This is a genomic window from Butyricimonas muris, from assembly GCF_046365375.1.
GTDB classification, from domain to species: Bacteria; Bacteroidota; Bacteroidia; order Bacteroidales; family Marinifilaceae; genus Butyricimonas; species Butyricimonas muris.
In genome coordinates, this window is the sequence record NZ_JBKEIT010000008.1 from 1 (window position 1) to 22899 (window position 22899).

Annotated in this window: 15 protein-coding genes; all 15 read right to left on the bottom strand. The window is 43.4% G+C overall.

Annotation, left to right across the window (positions count from 1 at the left end):
* A partial coding sequence (locus ACK8P8_RS13715) for an ATP-binding cassette domain-containing protein (RefSeq protein WP_410025986.1) occupies positions 1-318 on the bottom strand: 318 nt, incomplete at its 3' end.
* A 7-nt stretch (positions 319-325) separates the two neighbouring features.
* Positions 326-1228 (bottom strand): HlyD family secretion protein, encoded by a 903-nt coding sequence (locus ACK8P8_RS13720; RefSeq protein WP_227217614.1) that lies wholly within the window; start codon positions 1226-1228, stop codon positions 326-328.
* 91 nt (positions 1229-1319) lie between these two features.
* A complete protein-coding gene (locus ACK8P8_RS13725) occupies positions 1320-2702 on the bottom strand; it encodes a TolC family protein (protein ID WP_369860434.1) in 1383 nt (460 codons plus the stop codon).
* 157 nt (positions 2703-2859) lie between these two features.
* Positions 2860-3879: a hypothetical protein gene (locus ACK8P8_RS13730; RefSeq protein WP_369860433.1), complete on the bottom strand. Its 1020-nt coding sequence runs from the start codon at positions 3877-3879 to the stop codon at positions 2860-2862.
* Positions 3880-3890: 11 nt separating this feature from the next.
* Positions 3891-5468: a RagB/SusD family nutrient uptake outer membrane protein gene (locus tag ACK8P8_RS13735; protein WP_369860432.1), complete on the bottom strand. Its 1578-nt coding sequence runs from the start codon at positions 5466-5468 to the stop codon at positions 3891-3893.
* Between the two features lie 12 nt (positions 5469-5480).
* Positions 5481-9146, bottom strand: a complete 3666-nt coding sequence (locus ACK8P8_RS13740; RefSeq protein ID WP_369860431.1) for a SusC/RagA family TonB-linked outer membrane protein — start codon at positions 9144-9146, stop codon at positions 5481-5483.
* 41 nt (positions 9147-9187) lie between these two features.
* The gene (locus ACK8P8_RS13745; RefSeq protein ID WP_369860430.1) at positions 9188-10669 is read right to left on the bottom strand and encodes a hypothetical protein; all 1482 of its coding nucleotides are present in this window, start codon (positions 10667-10669) and stop codon (positions 9188-9190) included.
* Between the two features lie 421 nt (positions 10670-11090).
* The gene (locus tag ACK8P8_RS13750) at positions 11091-13475 is read right to left on the bottom strand and encodes a S9 family peptidase (protein ID WP_369860429.1); all 2385 of its coding nucleotides are present in this window, start codon (positions 13473-13475) and stop codon (positions 11091-11093) included.
* A gap of 5 nt (positions 13476-13480) precedes the next feature.
* Complete coding sequence (locus ACK8P8_RS13755; RefSeq protein WP_369860427.1) at positions 13481-14437, bottom strand: TlpA family protein disulfide reductase; 957 nt, start codon at positions 14435-14437, stop codon at positions 13481-13483.
* A 10-nt stretch (positions 14438-14447) separates the two neighbouring features.
* Positions 14448-15881 (bottom strand): TlpA family protein disulfide reductase, encoded by a 1434-nt coding sequence (locus ACK8P8_RS13760; protein WP_369860426.1) that lies wholly within the window; start codon positions 15879-15881, stop codon positions 14448-14450.
* A 59-nt stretch (positions 15882-15940) separates the two neighbouring features.
* Positions 15941-17095: a TlpA family protein disulfide reductase gene (locus ACK8P8_RS13765; RefSeq protein ID WP_369860425.1), complete on the bottom strand. Its 1155-nt coding sequence runs from the start codon at positions 17093-17095 to the stop codon at positions 15941-15943.
* Positions 17096-17442: 347 nt separating this feature from the next.
* The gene (locus ACK8P8_RS13770) at positions 17443-18600 is read right to left on the bottom strand and encodes a FecR family protein (protein ID WP_227217587.1); all 1158 of its coding nucleotides are present in this window, start codon (positions 18598-18600) and stop codon (positions 17443-17445) included.
* 116 nt (positions 18601-18716) lie between these two features.
* Positions 18717-19274, bottom strand: coding sequence for an RNA polymerase sigma factor (locus tag ACK8P8_RS13775; protein WP_141560916.1), 558 nt, complete (start codon positions 19272-19274; stop codon positions 18717-18719).
* 146 nt (positions 19275-19420) lie between these two features.
* Positions 19421-21223: an excinuclease ABC subunit UvrC gene (gene uvrC / locus ACK8P8_RS13780; RefSeq protein ID WP_369860424.1), complete on the bottom strand. Its 1803-nt coding sequence runs from the start codon at positions 21221-21223 to the stop codon at positions 19421-19423.
* A gap of 12 nt (positions 21224-21235) precedes the next feature.
* Entirely contained in the window at positions 21236-22849 is a 1614-nt protein-coding gene (gene ade / locus ACK8P8_RS13785) for an adenine deaminase (RefSeq protein WP_369860423.1), read from the bottom strand.
* Positions 22850-22899 lie beyond the last annotated feature (50 nt).

Genomic DNA, 22899 nt, shown 5'->3' on the forward strand with positions numbered 1-22899 from the left:
GAACACGCTGGCAAAAAAACGCAGGTTCTCCTCCACCGACAGGTCTTGGTACAGGGAAAACTTCCCCGGCATATACCCCACGATATTCCGCACCTCCCGGTACTGGTCGATCACGTCGAATCCTCCCACGGAAGCCCGTCCCCCGGTAGGCAAAAGAAGTGTCGTCAATACCCGGAACAGCGTGCTCTTGCCCGCCCCGTCAGGTCCGATCAAGCCGAACACTTCCCCCTTCTTCACCTCCAGAGAAATCTCCTTCAGGGCGACAATCTCTTTCAACACCTGCCGGTACTTCATACTGATATTCTCCGCTACAATCATAATTTATTTATAGCGTGTTAAACTTCACGTCGGCATACATCCCTACCCGCAGGAAACCGTCGTTCTCTACATGGATTTTCACGGCGTACACCAGATTGTCCCGTTCATCCTGTGTCTGTACCGTTTTGGGAACAAACTCGGCTTCCGAGGCTATCCAAGATATTTTCCCCCGGTATTCCCGTTCTTCTCCACCACCCAATTTGGCAAACACCCGTACCGGATCGCCGACTTTTAATCCGCCTATACGCCCGCCTTCCAAGTAAACCTGAAGCGTCATGTTTTTCAAATCCCCGATTTTATACAGAGCCTTCACCGGGGCTGCCAATTCTTTCTCTTCCGTGTACTTCGCCAGTACAGTCCCCTCGATAGGGTTGACAATCAGGCAACGCCGGATCTGATCGTTTACTTGATCCACTTTTAGGGCTATTGCCGCACTTTCCGCCTTTGCCCCTGCTATCATCACCTCCGCCTGATGTGTTTGTCCCGCCAAAGCCGAACGCCCCTCGTCCACCATCGCTTTCACGTCATCATACTGTTTCCGTGTAGCCGCCTTGCCTTCCAGCAAACGCTCTACCCTTTTCAACTCTTTCTCCCCTTTCTCCACCTTCAAACGGTAGACCTCCAATACCTTGTCCAAATTCGGGATTCGTTCGTCCACGGCCTTCACCGCCTGTTGTGCCTGTACCTTCAACCAATGCAATTGCATCGTGTCTATCAAACCAACCACCTTGCCCGCTTCTATGTAATCCCCTTCCATTACCTCCAAACGCTCCACTCTTCCACTCATCTCCGATGACACGATCACCTCTCTCGTTTCAAACATTCCCGACGCATCCCGCTCCTCCGTTTTGTCTTTGCAACCAACTCCCAGACAAGCCAAAATCACTAAACCCAATATCGTATTCTTCATCTCCAAAAACATTTAATTCTCAAATCGTAAATCCTTTAATAAAATTTGAAATCATAAATCTCAAATCGTAAATCATAAATCGTTATGAACTTTATAAACCTAACGTTATTTTCTTCGAATAGACCATCATCTTCAACTCTACCTCCCGCAACACCTTTTCCTGCTGTGCTATCAACGCTTGATTCACATCCGTGATCAACTCCGAGATCGTGTACACCCCATTCGCGTACTTCACCTCGGATGCCTGCCGGATACTCTCCCGCAAGCGCACAGCCTCTTCGTCACTTTTCACCAACTCCTGCAATTTTCTGATTTCCGCATCCTGCATCAATACTTCCATCTTCGTGTTGAAAATAAAACTCTCTTGCTGGTTCCTCACGCTCTCCTGTTGTACCTTAATCAATTTCCGGTCATTCCCTCGTGTATTCAACTTCCCGAAATTCCAACTTACCATCACCCCGCCGATAAAATAAGGCTTAAAATCACTGTCAAACGTATTCAATCCCGATTTACCGTATCCGCCCATCGCGAACAAACCGATTTTAGGCATATTCTCGGCATTCTGCATCTTCAAATCGGCATCCAATCGCTTGATCTTGCTATCCAGATATCTCAACTCCGGACGCTTCACCTCGCCATTTCCGAAATGACTCTCCACTACCGGAACTTGTAGTTTGGTTTCTTTCGACAAAGGTCGGTGAATCAAAGTCGATAACACGTTCAGACAAGCCTCACGCTTGGCTTCCAGTTCAACCCGCAACTGTTTGTATTTTATACGCTCCACGTCTATCACATCCAAATCCGTCTCGTAAATCACCCCTTCTTTCAAAGCCACCTCGGCTCGTACCCGCAGGCTATCCAATATCTCGTCCGCCCGATTCAACTGTTTCTCCCTCCCCTCTATCGTCAATAAACCGAAATACAACTGTTTCACCTTATCCTTGATCTCGTATAACTGGGCATCCAACCCGGCATGCATCATATCGACCTCCCGGTTTGCCATCTCTTTTCCCGCCTTCATCCTGCCCCCTGCCCACAACGCCTGCTTTAACGACAGCGACACATTATAGCGATCCCGGTCACTCACGGGAATCGTCATTTGGGGAATCGACACCGGTACGTTCATCGTCGGTAAGTTAAGATTCTGTCCTTGAGCAACCTCGTTCAAATCCACGCTGATATTCACCTTATCCGGCATCTTCAAATCCAACTCCATCTTCTCCGACTGCCACGACGCCACTCCCGACAAACTGAACTCCGGCATATACACCCTCGAAATATTCGATAGCGTATATTCCCGTGCCTGATCCAACAACCCATGTTGCCGTATCGCCGGGTAATTATCCATCGCCCACTGCTGACACTCCTCGATCGTGATCACCCGCTCCGGTTGACCACCCCTAGCCACTTCCTGCCCCCGAAGCGAAGCACTTAACATTATAATACACACAAAAGAAAACGCTCTCTTTCTCATAAACTCCAATTGTTAGCTGAACACATACTTATCTAAATTTTAAATTAAAACGAACGCCTCCATAAAACAGGGTACACGCTTTCCAAAATTTATCGCAAAAAAAAAGACGCCCGGAACTCTGCCCGGACGCCTCTCTCACTAAATGAACTGATCTGTCTTATTGCTCTTTGATAAATTGTGTCAAACCGCTTTTCTTCAATAAATTCAATAATGCCTCGTATCGCTTGATAATCATCGGAAATTCACCATGCTCTGCCCGGATTTCAGTATCTGTCTTCGTGTAAATCATCTCCATAAAATCCATAAGGTCTTGCAATGTACTCGGGAAAGTAACACCATATTGGTCTACTTTAGCATATCGCAAAACACCGTATCTCCTCGGGTTTGTCCTTAACTCGCTAAGATAATCAGGAACCACCAAATCCTTGTACTGTGTATTATACTGTGCTCCTAACTCAAAAAGATCCTTCTTATCCCACTTTTCATAAAAATCCGGTGTTTCTTTCGGGATATCAAAATAAGCCTGCAACTCCTCCTTGTACGTCACTTCAAAGAAATACTTCAACTCGTACATGGCCAATCGCCAACCATACCCCTTTTTCTCCTCCTCGGTCATCTGCTCCACGGGAATAAAGTTTTTCACTTTCCCCCTCGACATTGTGAACCGGGAGCTCAATGCCAGCACACCCAAATCCCGATACAAAGAATCCGCTGCCTTACCCTTCATCAAGGTATCCAACACCAAGAATGCGTGCGGCCCGTATTTCCCTTTAAAATTAGACCCGTACTCCTTGTTCATGTAAGGTTCTATCACGTAATCCCGCAGCAATTCCACCATCATCTGAATCTTACTCTCGTCCCGCTGAATCGTAAACACGATTGAACTAAGGGAACTCGTAAAGTTATACCCGGGCTTAAATATTTCATAATGCGTGTAAGAATTGCCCCCGTGGTCGTAACGAGTGCTCCGCCCGATCGTGTCCGAGTAGAAAATGGGGAAACCCGTGTTTGCGTACACATCATATATCAACTGATCCAGTTCCCCTGCGTTCGGGTCGTACTCGATCTTATACCAATTCTCATCCAAGTGCGATGCAGAACCCGCCTCGTTATCGCCGCAGGAATATCCTAATACTCCTAACAGCAATCCACAAACTAACGTTTTTATCTTCATCATAACTTTCCATTTTAATTATACAAGAGACAATCTTCACGGCTGTTTTGCTCAAGGCTACCCTCGCTTTGTTCCACTTCCACGGCAGGTATCGGCAATACCCATCCCCCGTCCGGGTAGGTCGGGAGCAGATAGTACCCCTCCAATATACCGGGCGTACCGTTACCGCCATACGAGTTCCCGTACACGTTGTGCTTGATGCTCTTCGTTTCCAAATATTTCGGACTAACCGCATAACGGCGCAAATCGAACCAACGCTGTCCTTCAAAGCAAAGCTCCAAGCGACGCTCGTCGCGAATATACTTGATCAAATCCTCGCCCGTGGCTGTGATCGGCTGCAAATCCTTCACGCGGTATTTCAACAAACTTTTCAACGCTTCGCGGGCAGGCTCCTCCTGATCCGTCATCGCCAATGCCTCTGCCAGATTCAAGTACACCTCCGACAGGCGCAACGTGAAGTTATCCGAAACAAACAAACTCTTTTCATCAACAGGAGCAGCCCCTACCTTACGGGGAATATAGAAACCCGAGAATCCTTCATTGGCAGGCACCTCTTCCCGGAAAAGGGTGAATTTTTTCCGGCAGTCGTTCGCTTCGCCATCCTTCACGCCGTGTTTGTCGAACAAGAACACCAGTTCCTCCGACGCACGGAAAGCGGCTGAATTCGTCTTTCCTTTCACGAGCGGGAATACCCGGTTGATACTATTGCTCCCTTGCGTGAAAATAATCTCGGGCGAATTGGCATCAAGCCAAGAAGTATCCTTCACTCCTGCCCCAGGCAGGTTCTTCAAGCTATACTTGTTCCCATTAATCACCGCATTACACAACTCCGGCACCAACTCCCATTTCCCCATGTAGCAATACACGCGGCTCAAGAAAGTGCGGGCGGCATCCAACCCGGCACGCCGAACGGTAGTCGGTTCGTAATCTTTCAAATAATCGATGGCTGCATTCAAATCACTCACGATTTGCTGATACACGTTATCCACGGTTGAACGTTCGTATTCAATATCCTCCACGTAGTGCGTCAACTTGATGGGCACCCCCGGGTCCCGCTCTGCCGTCACGGGATCGTACGGCTTGGCATACAGGTTCACTAACAGGTAGTAGAACGAGGCGCGCAAGAAATGGCACTGCCCCTTCACTGCGTTGCGATCCGCCTCCGAGTCCTTGGTAAACTCCTCTGCCTTGTTCAGGATGACGTTCACCACGGCGATATGCTCGTACAAGCGTCCCCAAGTGGGATCGTTATACAATACACCGGAAGTATTACACGGATCTTTCTCCCACGCATAAAAACCACGCAACATAGTGGAGGGATCGGTATCGTTGTAATCCCCCTTCACAAACTCCTCTGCGTCGTCATCCATCACGTTCAACCAAGGGAAATAGACCCCCGTTTTATTACTGGGGTTTAGTGCGTTAGTACCACTAATCACCTCGTTTTTCATGTAACCGCTCCCCACCAGCAACTCGTTCAAATCCTTGCAAGTCGTGGCGTAAGCGTATTCATTCGACTGCTCCTCCAAAAAATCGGAGCAACCGGTCAATCCCAAAAGCAATACCCAAATTCCAATAAAATATCTTTTCATAACTCACCTGTTTTAAAATGACACGTTCACGCTCAGCGAGTAGGTCGGCTGTACCGCCACGTTTATCTTGTCTGCCGAACCGGATTGCGAGGAGGGATCCTGTCCTTTCAGCTCCTTCGCAGCCCAGGTAAAGAGGTTCGTTCCGGACAGTGACACGTACATCGACTTGCAACGCAACTTCTTGCAAACCTCATCCGAGAAAACGTAACGCAAATTCAACCGCTGCAATTTCAAGTAGTTACCACTGATCACCCGCACGTCGGCATAGTTATACATCTCCCAGATATTCTTGGCAAATGCGTAAGGCTCTCCTCTCCACCAAACCTGATTGAGTGTATTTTCATACGCTTTCTTGGGTAATATCCCCGGGATATTCGTGTACTTCTCGTCCCCGGGCACTTGCCAGCGGTCCACCATCTCCTTGCGCAAGTTCTGTATGGGCGACACCGCCAACGACTTGGCATCCGGGTTAAACAACTTCAACAACCTAACCTTGGAACCCAGGCTGTACGTCAGGTTGAAGTCTAGCACGAACCCTTTCCACGAGAAAGTGTTGGAGATACCTCCCTGCAACACAGGCACGCGGCAACCGGAATAGCGCATCACCTTGGTGAAGACATCCGCCTTCGGCATATCGACATACTCGGCAAAATACTCCTCTCCCACGCGGGCAAACGTCGGGCGACCGTCATCGGCACTCAACCCCGTGAATTCATACGAGTAGAAGGAGTTCAACGGTTTTCCCGACACGTGTGCATTCCCGTTCAAGAAATCCATGTAGGTGTACTCGTCGTGCAACGGATCCTCGGCATTCGACTGCAGCGCCCGGTTGATTAACTTGTTGACAATACCTCCCAGCTGCGGGTCGATACGCCACATAAAGCCATTCCGGTTTCCTCCCCCCATGGTGGTGTTGATCGGGTTGATATTCAAACTCACCTCCACACCCTGGTTCGTCACGGTTCCCTCGTTCACCGAGTAAGAGGATACCCCGTTCACCTGCATCACCTTCTTGTTCAAGAAAGCATCCGTCGTCTTCTTGTAGAAATAAGAAAGCGTTCCACTGAGTTTATGGTTGAACAACGAGAAGTGCAACGTACTGTTCAACGACATCGTCTTTTCCCAACTCAAATCCGGGTTCGGGAAAGATTTGATGGTTGAACCGAATTCATTGAACGCCGGATCCAACTCCCCTTTCACCATAATCAAATCTGGAATCTGCGATGCTTGCGTTGTTCCCTGGTACCCGAAAGAAGCGGTCAAGGCAAGGTCGTTCACCCAATACACGTTTTTCAATAAATCCTCGTGCATATTCCAACGACCGGAAACCGACCAAATCGGCAAAAACTTGTCTCTCGCCCGGTCACCGAACTGGTTGGAATAATCCACCGACATATTAGCGTTAAAGATATAGCGATTCTGGTAACTATAATTCAACACTCCCATAAAACGAAGTTTATTCGATTCCGTGTCCTTAAATTTACCCAAAGCATTAGCATCCGTGGTCAACCATTTCGTGTATTCACCATATTCTTTGAAATCCACATTGCCCACTTGCAATCCCCGCTCCGGCACGTAGCACCGGAATGTTTTGGATAATCCCGTGTAGCGGGAAGAAGTCAATTCAAATCCCGCCATAGCGGACAACATGTGATCTTGCTCCTCATCCAAATAGATATGATACTGCAACCGACTCTGCAAGTTATAGTTCTCGTTCTTGGTCGAATTCGTTCTTAATTCACCCCCGTAAGGTAAATTTGTATGCTGTCGGAAACTTCCCGTGTCAAAATACCCATTCTTTCCACTATCCGTGAAATCATCCATTCCGTACATCTTTTTAGCGAGCGACTTGGCATAATGCGTTGTGGCACCGTGATACACGTCGTCATCCGTGTTGGAAATAGAGTAGGCAAACACACCCGTCAATTTCAAGTTTTCCAAAATGTTATAATTGGCATTCACCGAGAACGACAACTGGTTCTTGTCGATGTTCTCGTAAGAATTATCCCGTTCGTTCAAGATATTGAACCACGCTTCTCCTGCATTATCTCCCCCCATAACCATTTTTTTGGGATAGAAATAGAGCGACCCATCCTCGTTATACACCGGTATGGCGCGGCTCGTATTGTAAGCAAAATCCATCAACCCCACATCCGACGGCGTGTGCTCCTGCTTCTGCACGTTCCCTTTCAAATCAAAAGTCGCATTAAAACGATCATAATTCAACGTCACTTTCATTGAGGCCGTGTAGCGATCCCCGAATTCTTTCTGTAGCACCCCGTTCTGGCGGTTGTATCCCACCGAAGCGTAATACTTGGCGGTCTTCGAGCCCCCGGAGAAAGAGAGAGAATGAGTATGCGAAAAAGCATCCCGGCAAAGCACGTCGAACCAATCCGTGTCCAATGTCTCGTAATATTCTGTTTGCTGTTGGAACTGCTCGAAGGTCATCAAACCGTTACGGTAATCCTCGAAAGCCTTCTCGTAACCGATCCACGTGTTCTTGTCACCATATTCCATCTTCTTCTCCAAAATTTCTCGGGAGTAAGCCACCCGCTCGGCCGAATTCATCACGTTCACGTTGCGGTCCGAGTAACGCGGTTTGCGAGAAAGCGTTCCGCTGAAACTGTAACGCACGGTAGGAGGCCCCTCCTTACCCTGTTTCGTGGTAATCACGATAACACCGTTGGCCGCCCGCGTACCGTACAACGCCGTGGCGGAAGCGTCTTTCAACACGTCGATCTGCTGGATATCCTCCGGGTTCAACCCCGAGATGGCATTACCCAACAAGTTCACGAAGTCCAAGTCATTCAACTGGGCGGGATCCACGTTCACCGGATCCTCCTGGATGATACCGTCCACCACCCACAACGGCTCCTGAGAACCCAACACGGTGGACGTACCGCGGATACGCAACCGCGGGGAGGCACCCACCTGTCCGGAGTTCTGCATAAATACCATACCCGGCACGCGCCCTTCCAGCATCTGATCCAGCGTAGTCATACCCGGGGTCATGATGTCGTCCATCTTCAACGTCGTTACCGCACTGGTCAATTTCCGCTTATCGATTTGCTGGTACCCGGCATTGATCACCACCTCTTCCAACTCCTGCGCATCATCCTCCATCTTCACGGTCAGGAACTCCTGTCCCTTGTAGTGCACCTCTGCCATCTTTTTCCCGATAAACGTGAAACGCAACACCACGTCGTCCCCGTCCGGGATCACGATGGAGAACTTTCCGTGCACGTCGGTGGTCACCCCCGTGGTAGTACCCTTCACCATCACCGTCACCCCGGGCAACGTGTCATTCGGTGCGGTACCCACCACGACTCCCCTCACCATTCGCTTGGCAGCGGGTCGTACCGGAACTTTCCGTTTCAAGATAATCACCTTGTCGTCAATCGTGTACACGAAATTCGTCTTCGCCAACACAGCATCCAACACCTCGCGAATCGTCTTGTTCTTCAAGTCGAAAGTCAACCCCGTTACCCGCTCCGCATCCGCAGCAGAATAAACAAAAGAGAATCCCGTCTTTTGCTTCAGTATATCAATTACCTCGATCAATGATTTTTGCTTCACTTGCAAATCCAACCTCACCCCCTGCGCATTGGCAAACAACACGCTACCCACCGAAAACAGCAGAAGCAACACGACTAATCTCATCGTTTTTATCGCTCTCATAAATATATATTTAGCTTTATTAAACATCTGTTTCTTTCATATCACTCCATCCCTTCAACAATTTCACCCCACGTGCCACCATAGAAATCCTTCTCGACAATATCATGCTTTTGATAGTAAGGAACTTCCACAGGCTTCGTCTGTGCCCTCACTCCCGTCACTTTATACTTGTATCGCATTTCTTCCACGCTCTTTATCGACTGGGGTGCATGCGGGTAAGCCATCCCGTTTTTCCCGATAAACCGAAGACGTAACTCGTGAGTTTCAGTACTAACCGATGTCTCAGTTAACAACATATTTAGATGATTCACCATCGGGTAAACAAACTCCACCACGTGACAATCACCCTCTTTCGTGAACGACACGGCATCCATGTACATTCCGTAAGCGTCAAAACCGGTATCTTCCATTTCATCTTCATCCATTTTGCTATCTCTTTTCCCTGTTACATCATACGTCAACCACGGGTCGTCAAACAAAGTAACTCCTGCCAATTCAACATCTGCCGGCTCCGTGCGGAATTTACACGTAATCCTTAACGTATCTTGCGGAACAACAAAGTTCACTTCCGCCCTGGCTGTATCATTCTCCACGACAAAATTTGCCCCAGTCCATGATTTCACTTTAAAATCCTCTATAACAACTTCAAACGGCTCGTAAGAATACTTTTCATTAAATAACTGCGTACCGGACAAGTAACGCACATCCCATATCGGCACCCGAATTTTACTCGGAGTACCAGCAGTAAAAGAACTCGAACTACCTCCCGTCCCTGCATAATGTTTATAATTATATATAGGTTGAGATTTTGCTATCGAGCTTCCACGCTTATTCGCCCCCATAATACTCATAAAATCAGCATCCGACCCAACATTCCCATTCACGGCAAAACAAGAATGCGCAAACGTCTTTAACACGAGTCCCAAATCGGTCAAAAACGCCGCCATGGCACGGGATGATTTCAGGTAATTCGGATTCCATCTCGTGTAATCTACCCCGCAAAAAGCAAATCCTTCTTTATCACTCGGGTAGAAATGTTTGATAAAAGCTCCCTCGTACTTCGGCATCCACACCAGATAGTGGTCACTCTGTTTGGCCTCAGGGTTTTGCTTGAAATAATCCAACACCTCTTGTGCCATCTCCGATGCATTCTTCTCCTGCATCTCGGCTTGCCTCCTGTTACTCTTGATGTAGTGAATTCTAATAAACTCTGGGTTAGCGTCATTCAATTCTAATCCAAATTTTTTATCCACCCGGTAACGCATAAAATTCTCATGGAAATAATTCTGTATATGCAGCGTCATCCCTGACAAACGATAATGCCAATTCTCTATTTCCAAAATATCGGACGGTACATAATACACTACATTCAAATTGTGCATCTGTTCAGGCGTATAGGTCTCTCCGGGAGGAACAATCTCTTCCTCCTTTTCCGCATCAGCTTCCCTATACGTTTTTGTACAAGATGTAATAAAAATGGATAAAAGTATCCATAATAAAAATCCTACATTTTTTTTCATCATGCTATTGATTTTAGATTACCACATTATTTCATTTTTCTTAAAAACGAATAACTAGTAAAAATTGGGTACAACAATTTCATTTTTTAAAACTCACACGATTGTTTTTTTTACCACACAAAACTCATCTTGCTAAAGATAGGCATTTTATATATATATTATAATCTAACTCATTCTTTTTAACACATTCTTTATCACTTTTCCAAACAACGAATGAATTTAACTATATACCCCTTCTCTATCTTACAAATTATACAGCAATAAAATTTATTAATATGAAGGAATATACTATAACCAAGTTTTCACCCCAATTGCCTTGAGGCTTATATCGCAATCTATCAGTATCTATTTTATTTATCCATAATAAAAGCGTCCGGGAAATCCCGAACGCTTTTAAAAATACACAGATACTATTTAAACAAAACTAATTACTTCCTAAACGCATGTATTCGTCGATCTCTGTAAATTGATCCGTGGAATAATCGCCTAATAGATGCTTCGCAAAATGGAACCATATTTTTCGTTTGAAAAAATCCAAAGACACTCCCCGATAACCGTGATTTTGACCGGGTAAAATTAGCATATCGAAATTCTTACCGGCCTTGATTAACGCATCCGCCATTCGGAAAGTGTTGGCAGGATGCACATTATTGTCGGCATCCCCGGCCACGAGCAATAAATGCCCTTTCAGGTTCTTTGCCAACTCGATATTGGTCGGGATATTGGGTTTCTCGAATTTTACATTTTCAATCGTACTCTTCGTGGAATCTTTCACATCCTCCGGGGCTTTTGCTTTTTTCTTGGTCACAGGCTTGGTAGCTCTTGCCTCTTTTATCCCGTGGTGTGTTTCTCCCCACCAAATGTTATAGATATTATTATCATGATTCCCGGCAGAAGATACAGCTGCCGTGTAGAAATCCGGATAGGTACAGATTGCCGCCGTGGACATAAAGCCTCCCCCGGAATGACCGAATATTCCTACCCTTGACTTATCAATAAACGGGTAACGATCTGCCAGTTGTTCTATCCCGTACTTGTCATCAGCCAACGGGTAATCCCGCAGGTTGCCGTATCCGTAGGTGTGGTACCATCTGTCACGCAAAGGGCTTCCTCCCCGGTGTCCGAACGTGACCACGATAAAACCCACTTGTGCCAAAGCCGCATTATTAAATCCCGTTGAAACACTAAATTCCAAAGGAACTCCTTCAGTTTGCGGTCCCGGATACACGTAAGATATGATAGGGTACGTCTTCGTGGAATCGAAATCCGCCGGTTTCCACATGTAACCGAATAGGTCCGTTGAACCGTCTGCCGCTTTCACGGAGAAAGGTTCAGGCATACGCCAACCCGTTTCGTAAAGCCGGGACAAATCGGGAGATGCCAGTTCTACAACAACTTTCCCGTCCGTGTTTCTTATCACGCTCCGAGGTTCCAAATCAGCACGGGAATAATTGTCCACGAAATATTTCCCGCCAAATAAAAAGTTCGTTTTGTGCGTTGCTTGTTCCGGTGTCAATATTTTCACCCCTCCTTTCCCGTCAAAACGAACTTTATTCAGGCGAGCATAATAAGGACTCTCACCCTCTTTATCTTGCCCGTAAGCCTCAAAATAAATGGTTTGTCCCGTAGTATCTATCCGAACAATTTTCCCGGATGTCCAACCACCGGAAGTAACAGCATTCTTCAGGTTTCCCTCTCCGTCATACCGGTACCAATGCCCGTGCCCCGTGCGTTCCGACCACCAAAGAATTTCCTCCCCGTCTTTCAATACATGGAATTTAAATAGCTGATCATTAAAATAAGGTTCACATACTTCGTTAATCAACACTTTCACTTCTCCTGTTTCCGGGATTACCCGACACAACTCCATCTCATCACAAGTCCTTTTCTTGCGCGTGAAATAAAGCCTTTTAGCGGGGCGTCCGACACTGTACACGAATAATTTTTGATCTTTCCATTTTTCCACATCTAATTTCACTTCTTTTTTAGCGGAAATATCAAACAAGTGTAATTCATCCTGTTGCACGTGTTCATCCCCCGGCATGGCAAATTTGTATTTTTGCAACGTCGGACGTCCCGTGCCTAAAGTATTTACCAAATAAAGCTCCTCCATTTTTCTTTTGTCCTCACGCTCCGCGTAAAAGAATCTTGAATCTCCGAACCAAGTAATATCCGGTATTACCTTTTTCGTGGAATCCGCCGTCTTGGGCGCATAAGAATAACCTGTACGCCCGTCCGTTGTCAATTGTGTTTCCACGGAATCTTTCAGCGAAAATAAATACAGATTATGATTCTTAGCGTATACCGTGTAATTGCTATCCGGGGAAAGTTTACCGTCGTATTTTATCGTCTTAGCCGGCTTCACCGGTGTTTTCGGATTTTTCTTTGTCGTGTCGGGAATCACTCGTTCCAAAGCGTTCGTCCGAAGGTCGTATTTAAATCTTACTCCCTCTGAAGTAAATTGCAAAACCTTCCCTTTCTCTTCCAAAGAAAAACCCGATAATTTAATATCCTTGTAATTAACAGGTTTATGCGTCACCCGGCTAATCTCACCCGCTAACTCTTTGCGGTCGAACAATTCACGATTCAACCCGGCTTTAGGGTCCACGAAATAATAACGTATCCCGTCTTTCGTTTCATATTTGTACCAGAATTTATCCGTCCCCTTCAAAACATTAGGTAACACACTTGTAGAACCGACCAGAGATTCTAAATTCAAAAAACGCTCCGCTTGTTTATAATTCGCCTTTTGCCCAACCCCGGAAAGGGAAAATAAACAAAGCAATATCCATAAAAAATACCTTACCATTATCTTTATTTCTTCTTGTACTCCTTGATGATTTCTTCAATCATTTCCGCCGTTAATTCATGCCCTTTCAGAAGAGGATAGCCTTCCCAACGTACGATACCTTCCGGATCAACCAGAATAGCATGAGGAACAGCCGTTATCCCCAAGGCTTTATGCAATACTTTCTTGGTATCGATAGCACTGTAATACTCTATCACGGGTTCTTTCATCGCTCTCACCCGTTCTTCTTTTTGACTGCACATACCGATAACCACCAAGTCTTTTTTAAATTTCTTACTGAACTCATTCAAATCCGGAATCCCTTTCCGACAAGGGGCGCAAGCCGGTCCCCAAAAATCGATCAACAGGAATTTACCTTTCATTTTCGGCTCTTTGGTCAACCATTTTTCAACGACCAATTCGGGAGCTTTTTGATTCAAGAAAGATTTTGCCCACATCTTTTTTTCTACCTTATCCTCACTCCCGTATTTCTTAATAATATCTTCAATTACCTCCGCCGTCAACTTAACTCCTCCCAACGGATAGCCTTCCCAACGTACTATACCTTGAGGATCTATCAGTATCACGTGTGGAATCCCTGTAATTTCCAATTCTTTACTCATTCTCTTTTCCGTATCCACCGCACTATAATAATCAATAACAGGTTCTTTCATGGCTTTCACTTTCTCCGCTTTCTCGTAAGAAATCCCGATCACCACCAACTTATCTTTAAACCGCTCACTGAACTCGTTCAAATGAGATATCGCTTTTTTACACGGGCCGCACGTCGTTGCCCAAAAATCAATCAAAACAAATTTTCCTTTCGTATCCGGTCGATCCGTGATCCATTCTTCAACAACTAATTCCGGAGCCTTTTGATTGATAATCGATTTGGCATACAACCAAACTTTGTCTTGTTTTTGTTGTGAAAAAACAGGAAAAACAGACCACACGGCTATAAATAATAATACAACTCTTTTCATATATTCTTTTTTAATTCTTTAATTCATTTTCCAATACTTCCCGCATCTTTTCGCGTCCCATAAAACCTCTGAAAGAATTTTTTATATTCCCCTCCCTATCCACGATTAAATAATGAGGCAACCCTCCCATTTTAAACTGCTCATCTATCAAATAGCGGTAAGTTTCATTCGTCACCCGGTAATGGTCACCACTCATGTCCGGAATCATTTTCAACCAACGTTCTTCCGGTGAAGCCTTTGCCCCGGTAATAAACAAAAACTTAACCCCTTTTTTTTCGAATTCCTGTTTCACTTCCTCCATTTCATTCATCGCTCTCAAGCAGGATTTACAGTACACGTACCAGAAATCAACAAATACCACTTCTCCCCGGTAATCCGTCATGATACTGTCAAACACCTGTTCTTTCGGTACATTCGGAACCTTTCCGATCTTGTATCCCGGTTTTGCCAGATGTTCCGCCCATGCCTTATTTCCTTTCTCGTAGATATCGGTAAATAACTCTTTCACGTAAGGTGAAGCCGTTTGCATCAATGCCAGATGTTCCTTTCTTAAAGGCAGATCATTATTTACACGCGAATGGCAAACATGAGCTTTTTGTAAATCCAGTAAATAGCCTCCTTTATTTTCCAAAAAAGCCTGCAACTGTTCTTCCTTTCTAAAGTACGACAACATCTTGTTAATCGAATGATCAGGCAGAAGCATCAAATCATAACCGGCATCCGCAAAAATTGGCTGCAATATATTAAAGCAGGAGTATTTTGTATAAGGCAGATCTCTCGAATCTTTTGCTCCTTGATACGCCTTCTCAAAATTCGGATTCATCGAATAAATATCTTCTGCGCAATCCAACAACGCTTCCAATTGAGCATAGCGGAACCAACCTTCACCTTGTTTTTTCTTTTGCTTTGATAACTCTTTTAATCGACTATCATACAATTCTTTGCAATAAAGAATGTATTCATTTTCCGTCATTCCTTTGATTTTTTCCAAATCTACCGGATAACTACGGTTACGCTCACCTCGACAAAGCAAATATTGATTCAATTCCGAATAATCCCCTTCAAATTCTCCCCTTGTTTCCTTTGTATTCACGTAAAGCCTTGCATTCTCCCCCGGATTCAGGACAATCTCTAATTCCCCATCCATACACGCTAAAGAAAGATTCAACAACAAAGAACCGTGTTGCTCGAATTTTATCAGAGCTTTCCCGTTTTCATCCAGTGCAAATTCTCGTTTACCGGGCAGAAATCCACCCCATGACAAATATCCTTCCTTCTTCATTCCGGGTTCATAATCCTGCACTTGAACTTCTAAACAAGTCCGAGCACTTTTCAATACCGGGGACTGCCATTCCCGAACTTTCATTTTTTCAGTCTTCTGCGCGTACCCGCTTCCCAAAAGACACAACATCGCTACAACGACAAGAATAACTTTACGCTTCATTTTCATGCGATTAAAAAAAGGTTGTCCAAAAATTATCCCGGACAACCTCCAAAAAACAGCTACTTGTACTTACTAATAATTTCTTTAATTTTTGCAGTCGTCAAATCTATGCAAAGACCTTCCCAACGAACAATTCCTTTCGGATCAATCAATTGGACGTATGACAACACGTGCAAATCCATAGTCTTCCATATTTCCCCTTGCGGGTCACTCGCCAAATTGTACTCGATTTTAGGCTCGATTTCCAGTAATCGCTTAACGCCATCTTTGGCACAACCAATCACCACTAAATCATCGGCAAATTCCTTACTCCATTTGTTTAACTTTGGGATCGCTTTCCGGCAGGGACCACAGTGAAAACTGAAGAAATCCCGCAAAACAAACTTGCCTTTCGTTTTCGGTTCTTTCGGGTACCATTCCTTTATATTCCAATCCGGAGCTTTCTCTCCTAAAAACGGTTTTGCCATATTCCGGTCAACCCCTCCATTCTCGTAATCATACTTTTTTAACAAATTCTCGATCACTTCGGCAGTTAGTTCATATCCTTTCGTTAGCGGATTTCCTTCCCAACGTACAATACCTCTTGTATCCAATAATATAGCATGCGGATAACCTTTTATCTCGAATTTACTTATATATTCTTTTTTCGTGTCGATAGCACTATAATACTCGATAACAGGTGTTTTCATCGCCCGTACATGTTCTTCCTTATTAAGAGAAACTCCGATTACCACCAAATCATCTTTGAACTTCTTGCTGAACTCGTTCAAATCGGGAATACTTTGCTTGCAAGGAGCGCAAGAAGGTCCCCAAAAATCTATCAACACGAATTTCCCTTCCGTGTTCGGTACATCCGTCAACCATTTTTCAACTTTCAATTCCGGGGCTTGACGATTCAAATAAGATTTTGCCCAAAGTGTTTTTTCACCATTGCTCTCCATCAATCGTCCCTGAACTTGATTCGAGGTCGTTATTGTCCCCTTTTTTTGTTGAGCATCGGCTGATTTATTAGTTACCTGCACGTTTCCATTACCCAACATCTTGAATAAATTCTGCAAATCCTCCGCACTCTTGACCTCCATTTTAATAGTCTTGCGAACGGTACCGTCACTCGTGACACTATCCTTCACTTCCGTTTTTGTTTCCTGTGCCTGACCGTTATAAAACATACCTGATAACGCGAACACTGCTAGAAAAATCTTCGTTCTTTTCATACATCCCTTTTTTAAAATTTACCCGAACTTACAAGTAAAAACCCTTATTCTTATTCATTCGTTCCGGCATTAAAATTACTGTTTAACGCAAAACGAACAAACTTTCAAAACAGGGTACAAAGAAGATACATTTTAACAAATTCTTAATAAAAGAGGTGTGTTTTGACACACCTCCAGTCTATAATGTCCATAAAGTCCACGATTCAATAACACAATGACATACAATATCATAAACCAAATCTCTCTATACATTTGACCTTACGACATTATGGACCTTCAGACCTTATGGACGAGAGGGTGTGTTTTGACACACCCTCTACTCTATACAGTCAATACCATTTTGATTCTTATTTCACAGTCGAAACATTAATCACGTTTCCTTTGATTTCGAATTTAACTTGTTCTGTCTTTTCGAACTTATCCAACAATTCATTCATATCACTATACCGGTCAATATTCGCGTAGAAGCGTAAGTTTTTGGCGTCTTCACTCGTGTAGAAGACATAAACATCATACCATTTGCTCAATCGGGTCAGAATATCTTCCAAACGTTGGTTCCGGATATTCAATTTTCCGTTTTTCCAATCCACGAATTCATCCACGTTTACCTCTCTCTGTACTATCGTGTTATTTTTCTTATCCAACACAGCTTGGTGACTCGGTTCCAGAATACAGGATTCATTGCCTGCCGATACTTTCACTTTACCTTTGACGAGAGTGGTTTCAACAAACTCTTCATCCTCGTAATCCCTGACGTTGAATGATGTTCCCAATACTTCTATTTTCTGGTTTTTCATTTCCACGACAAACGGATGTTCCGGATCATGAGCCACGTCAAAATAGATTTCACCGGATGCCTTCACCACTCGTTTATCTCCGGAGAATGTCACCGGGTATTCAATCTCCGAGAGAGCTCCCAAATACACCTTTGTCCCGTCCGAAAGTGTTATCCCGTATTCTCCCCCTCTCGGAGTCGTTACTTTGTTGAAAACTTCCTCTTGGATCAAAGTATCCTGTTTTTTCTCGTAACTCAATACAGAGCCTGTATTAACGATTTTAGCCGAAGCATCTTCCATCTCGTTGGAAAGATTTTCCAGCTCAACACATATTCCATTGGATAACTGCAAAATAGCTTTATTTCCTCCCGCCGGAATGGTTGCCATTTGGGTAGGGGCAACAGTTTTCTCGTCACGCCCTAAAGTAAATACCAGAACGCCGATCAACAAACAAGCCGCCACACCTGAAACAGACCAATAAAAAAGATTGCGCCTTTTTCCCGGTTTCTTTTTCTCCAGACGATTGGAAAACTTCTTCCAAGAAACATTCGCATCCTTATCGGTAATCTCCTTCACGAACCCGTTTTTCTGATAAAACCTTTCTATCTTGTGAAAATAATCTTTATTCTCTCTATTTGCCGTGTACCATTCTCCAAAGCGACTTTCTTCTTCCGGAGAAAGTCCCCCTTCTAATTTGCGTTCTATGATATCCCACTCTATCTGTTTCATAATTCACCTCCTCTTAAATCTACATAAATTCAATTTCACATAGCTCTTCTAATATTGAAAACGAACTCATATTTATTTCGGGGTACAGCAAAATGATTTTTTTTTCCATAAAATGACTATTTGAATATCATATACAAAAATAACAGCAAAAATGCCAAGTGAGTCTTGATATATTTATATGCTCTTTTTATATGCGTGTGTACGGTTCCCTCCGCTATATTCAAACGTTCCGCCACTTCTTTGTACTTCAACCCTTCGACGACACTCAATTCCAATACCTGCCGTTGCATATCGGGTAATTCCGCCAAAAGTTTTTTCACCTTTCTTTCCCGCTCCGATTCTTCTTCCCCGTACGGAAAATATACCATGGCTTCGGATTCAACAAGATGCTTTTGATATTTATCTATAATATTCAATTTACGATGATGATCCACGCATAAATTTCTCACCGAGGTAAACAGGTAACGTTCCAGTGGAATATTTTCCGGCATACTTTTCCCTTTATTCCACAATCCCATGAAAACTTCCTGAACAACATCATCGGCAAGCGCTTCATCCATTAAAAAATTTCGGGCAAAAAGATACAGACGTTTATACATAAACTTGTATAAACCTTCAAAATGCTCGGAATAATCCTCATTCAGCCATTCTACTGTATACAATTCGTCACTCATAGATAAAATCACACACTCGTATAATAAACATGCATAGTTTATTGAATATTTTCCGTTCGATGTAACAGACAAATATAGAGATTATATTTTACTTCCAAAATAATCGTTTAAAAAACCTATTCTATTTGTACTCGAATCCAATATCTTTATTCATCGGATTTATGGAAATAATCATACACGATTTTTGCTTTAGCTGCCCCGATAACAGTTGCCAGTTCTTTCTGTGAAGCGGATTGAATCGCATTTACCGTTTTAAAATTCTGTAATAAAGATATTTCCGTCTTTTCTCCTATACCTTTTATTTCACTCAAGACACTAACCGTTTGTTTCTTTTCGCGCAATTTACGATGGAATGTGATACCGAAGCGATGGGCTTCATCCCGAATATGCATCAAAGTCTTTAAAGAAATAGATGTTTTCGCCAATAAATAAGGATCTTTATCGCCCGGGTAATAGATTTCCTCCATTTGCTTTGCCAAACCGATTATCGGTACTCGTTCCACCAAATCCAGTTTTCGTAAAGTGGCAACAGCAGAGCTTAATTGTCCTTTTCCACCATCCACGACTATCAAATCGGGAAGTTCTCCCCCCTCTTCCAAAACCCGATGATAGCGACGATACAATATTTCCTCCATGGAAGCAAAGTCATTTGCCCCGATAACAGTTTTCACGTGGAAATGTCTATATTCCCGTTTCGCCGGTTTCCCGTCTATGAAGACAACACAGGAAGCTACCGGAGTGGTTCCCTGTATATTCGAGTTATCGAAACATTCCATGCGATGCGGTAAACGAGGCAATTTCAACTCGTTTTTTATCGTGTTCAACAAGTCCAATTTGGTATCTTGACGACGTAATCCTCTCTGCCGCTCACGATCCATTTTAAAGAATTTCACGTTCCGTTCCGATAAGTCCAGCAATTGTTTTTTCTCTCCTCGCTGGGGAATAGCGTAATTCAGCCCTTGCATAAGCAAATCAGGATAAAAGGGAACCAGAATTTCTTTGGAACGACTATTCACGAGCTGGCGGATTTCAAAAATTCCAAATGATAGAAGTGATTCTTTCGATTCATCTAGTTTTTTCTCTAATTCTATTGTATGTACTTGGTTTACAGCTCCATGAACAATACGCAAATAATTCACGTACGCGTATTTTTCGTCTTCCAGATAAGAGAAAACGTCTATGTCATTCATGGAAGCACTAACAATAGTGGATTTAGTCTGGTGTGATTTCAGTGCTTCTATGGCTTCCTTCATTTCTTGAGCTTTCTCGAATTGAAGCGAAATGGTATATTCCTTCATCTTTTGCATCATGAAGTCAATGACAGAAGAGATATTACCTTTCAATATATTTCGAATTTGGGTAATATTTTCCATGTATTCCTCTTCCGTCACGTACCCCACGCATGGACCCAAACAATTTCCTATATGATATTCAAGACAAACTTTATATTTTCCGCTATATATCGCTGATTTATTGAGATTTAAATTGCATGTACGCAATTTATAAAGACTTTTTATCAAGGAAATCAGTGTACCGGCGTATCTGGCAGATGTAAAAGGACCAAAATACTCCGAACCGTTCCGGATAAACTTACGTGTGGTAAATACACGGGGAAAAGCCTCTTTCGTGATACATATCCAAGGGTAAGTTTTATCGTCTTTCAGTAGGATGTTATATCGAGGCTTATATTTCTTGATTAAGTTATTTTCCAGTAACAAAGCATCTTCTTCCGTATTAACGACAATATACTTTAAGTCACGTATCTTTCTGACCAGAACCATGGTCTTCGAAGATTGATTATTCTTTACAAAATAGGATGAAACTCTATTCTTTAGATTTTTAGCCTTACCTATATAAATAATAACTCCATTTGCATCAAAAAATTGATACACCCCGGGAGTCGTAGGTAATTTACTAACTTTCTCTTTCAATCCTAATTCATCAGTCATATCAATAAAATCCTATATGAAATCAAATTTATCGAAGTCAAATATTCCCTTTTCGCCTATTTTCAGAGTAGGTATTACAATCAATGCCATAAACGAGAGCGTCATAAACGGAGAATTCAAGGGTGTTCCCATTTTAGAAAGTAATTTATTCAATTCCATGTACTGTTCTGCAACTTCCTGACCGGAACGATCACTCATAATTCCCCCTACCGGTAACGGTAACGCATGCAATTTCTCGCTATCATTCACGACCAGTCCGCCCTTGAGTCTTATCACTTCATTCACGGCAGTTACAATATCCGTATCCGTGCTGCCTACCGCGATAATATTATGGGAATCGTGAGAAATTGAAGAAGCGAAAGCCCCATGTTTTATACCTATACCGGATATAAATCCGACTTGGGGTTTCGTGTTATAATAGCGATTCAAGTACACTATTTTCAAAATATCGGAATCCACATCCGATTGATAATTTTCTATTCTTCGGTCGAAATGGAGCATCATTCTCTCGGTAATGATACTATCCGGAACTACTTTTATACAGTGAATATCTCCTTCCACATCCGTGCGGATATCAATATCTTTTATAATATCGTGATTAAATAAATTCAAACAAGGAATTTTTGAATCCGAAATTTCTATTTTTCCCCCTTTTCGATAGACTTCTACCCCATTAATATAAGTAGCATGAATATTTAAAGATTCGAGATCTTCCAAAATGATAAAGTCAGCTTTATCCCCGACATGCAATGTCCCTACATCCAAATGATAAAAATGTACCGGATTAATACATGCCACTTGAAGAATATCGAATATCCCGAAACCGTCAGACACGGCCTTTTTCACTAAATAATTGATATGTCCTTTTATTAAAAGATCGTCGGCATGGGAATCATCCGTGCAAAACATCACGTTATCGGTACGTGTGGCAATTAAAGATTTTAAAGCATCATAATTCTTTGCCGCACTTCCTTCTCGAATCATGATCTGCATTCCTTTTGAAATTTTCTCCTCTGCTTCTTCCAATTCAGATGACTCGTGATCGGTTTCTATACCATGAGTAATATACGCACTTAACGCGTCACCCCTCAATTCCGGCGCATGACCGTCTATTCTTAAAGCGTATTTTTTAGCTATATCCAGTTTTGCTATAACTTCCGGCTCACCGTTAAGAACACCCGGAATATTCATCACCTCCGCAAGCATGGTAAATTGTCCGGTTTTTGCCAATATCTCCGTGTCTTCCGCGGTAATAATATTACCCGGTTTATCTAATGGAGTCGCCGGAACGCAAGAAGGTATTCCCCAGAAAATTTTTAAAGGTGTTTCCTCCCCGTTTTTTATCATCATTTTCACTCCTTCAACACCCAAAACATTCGCTATTTCATGCGGATCAGATACTACCCCCACTGTCCCGTTAGGAATAACCAATTTTGAAAATTCCGAAGGCATCAACATAGAACTCTCGATATGTACATGAGCGTCTATAAATCCCGGGCATATATAATGATCGTAAGAATTTGAATTTCTCTCTATCGAAAGAATTTTTCCGTCAGAAACAGTTATTGTACACGGATAAAATTCTCTATTGTCAATATCAACTAAATTTCCTTCTATCACTTTCATAAAATAACTGTTTATATGATGTTTATTTCTACTTTTTCTATCTCTCCCCA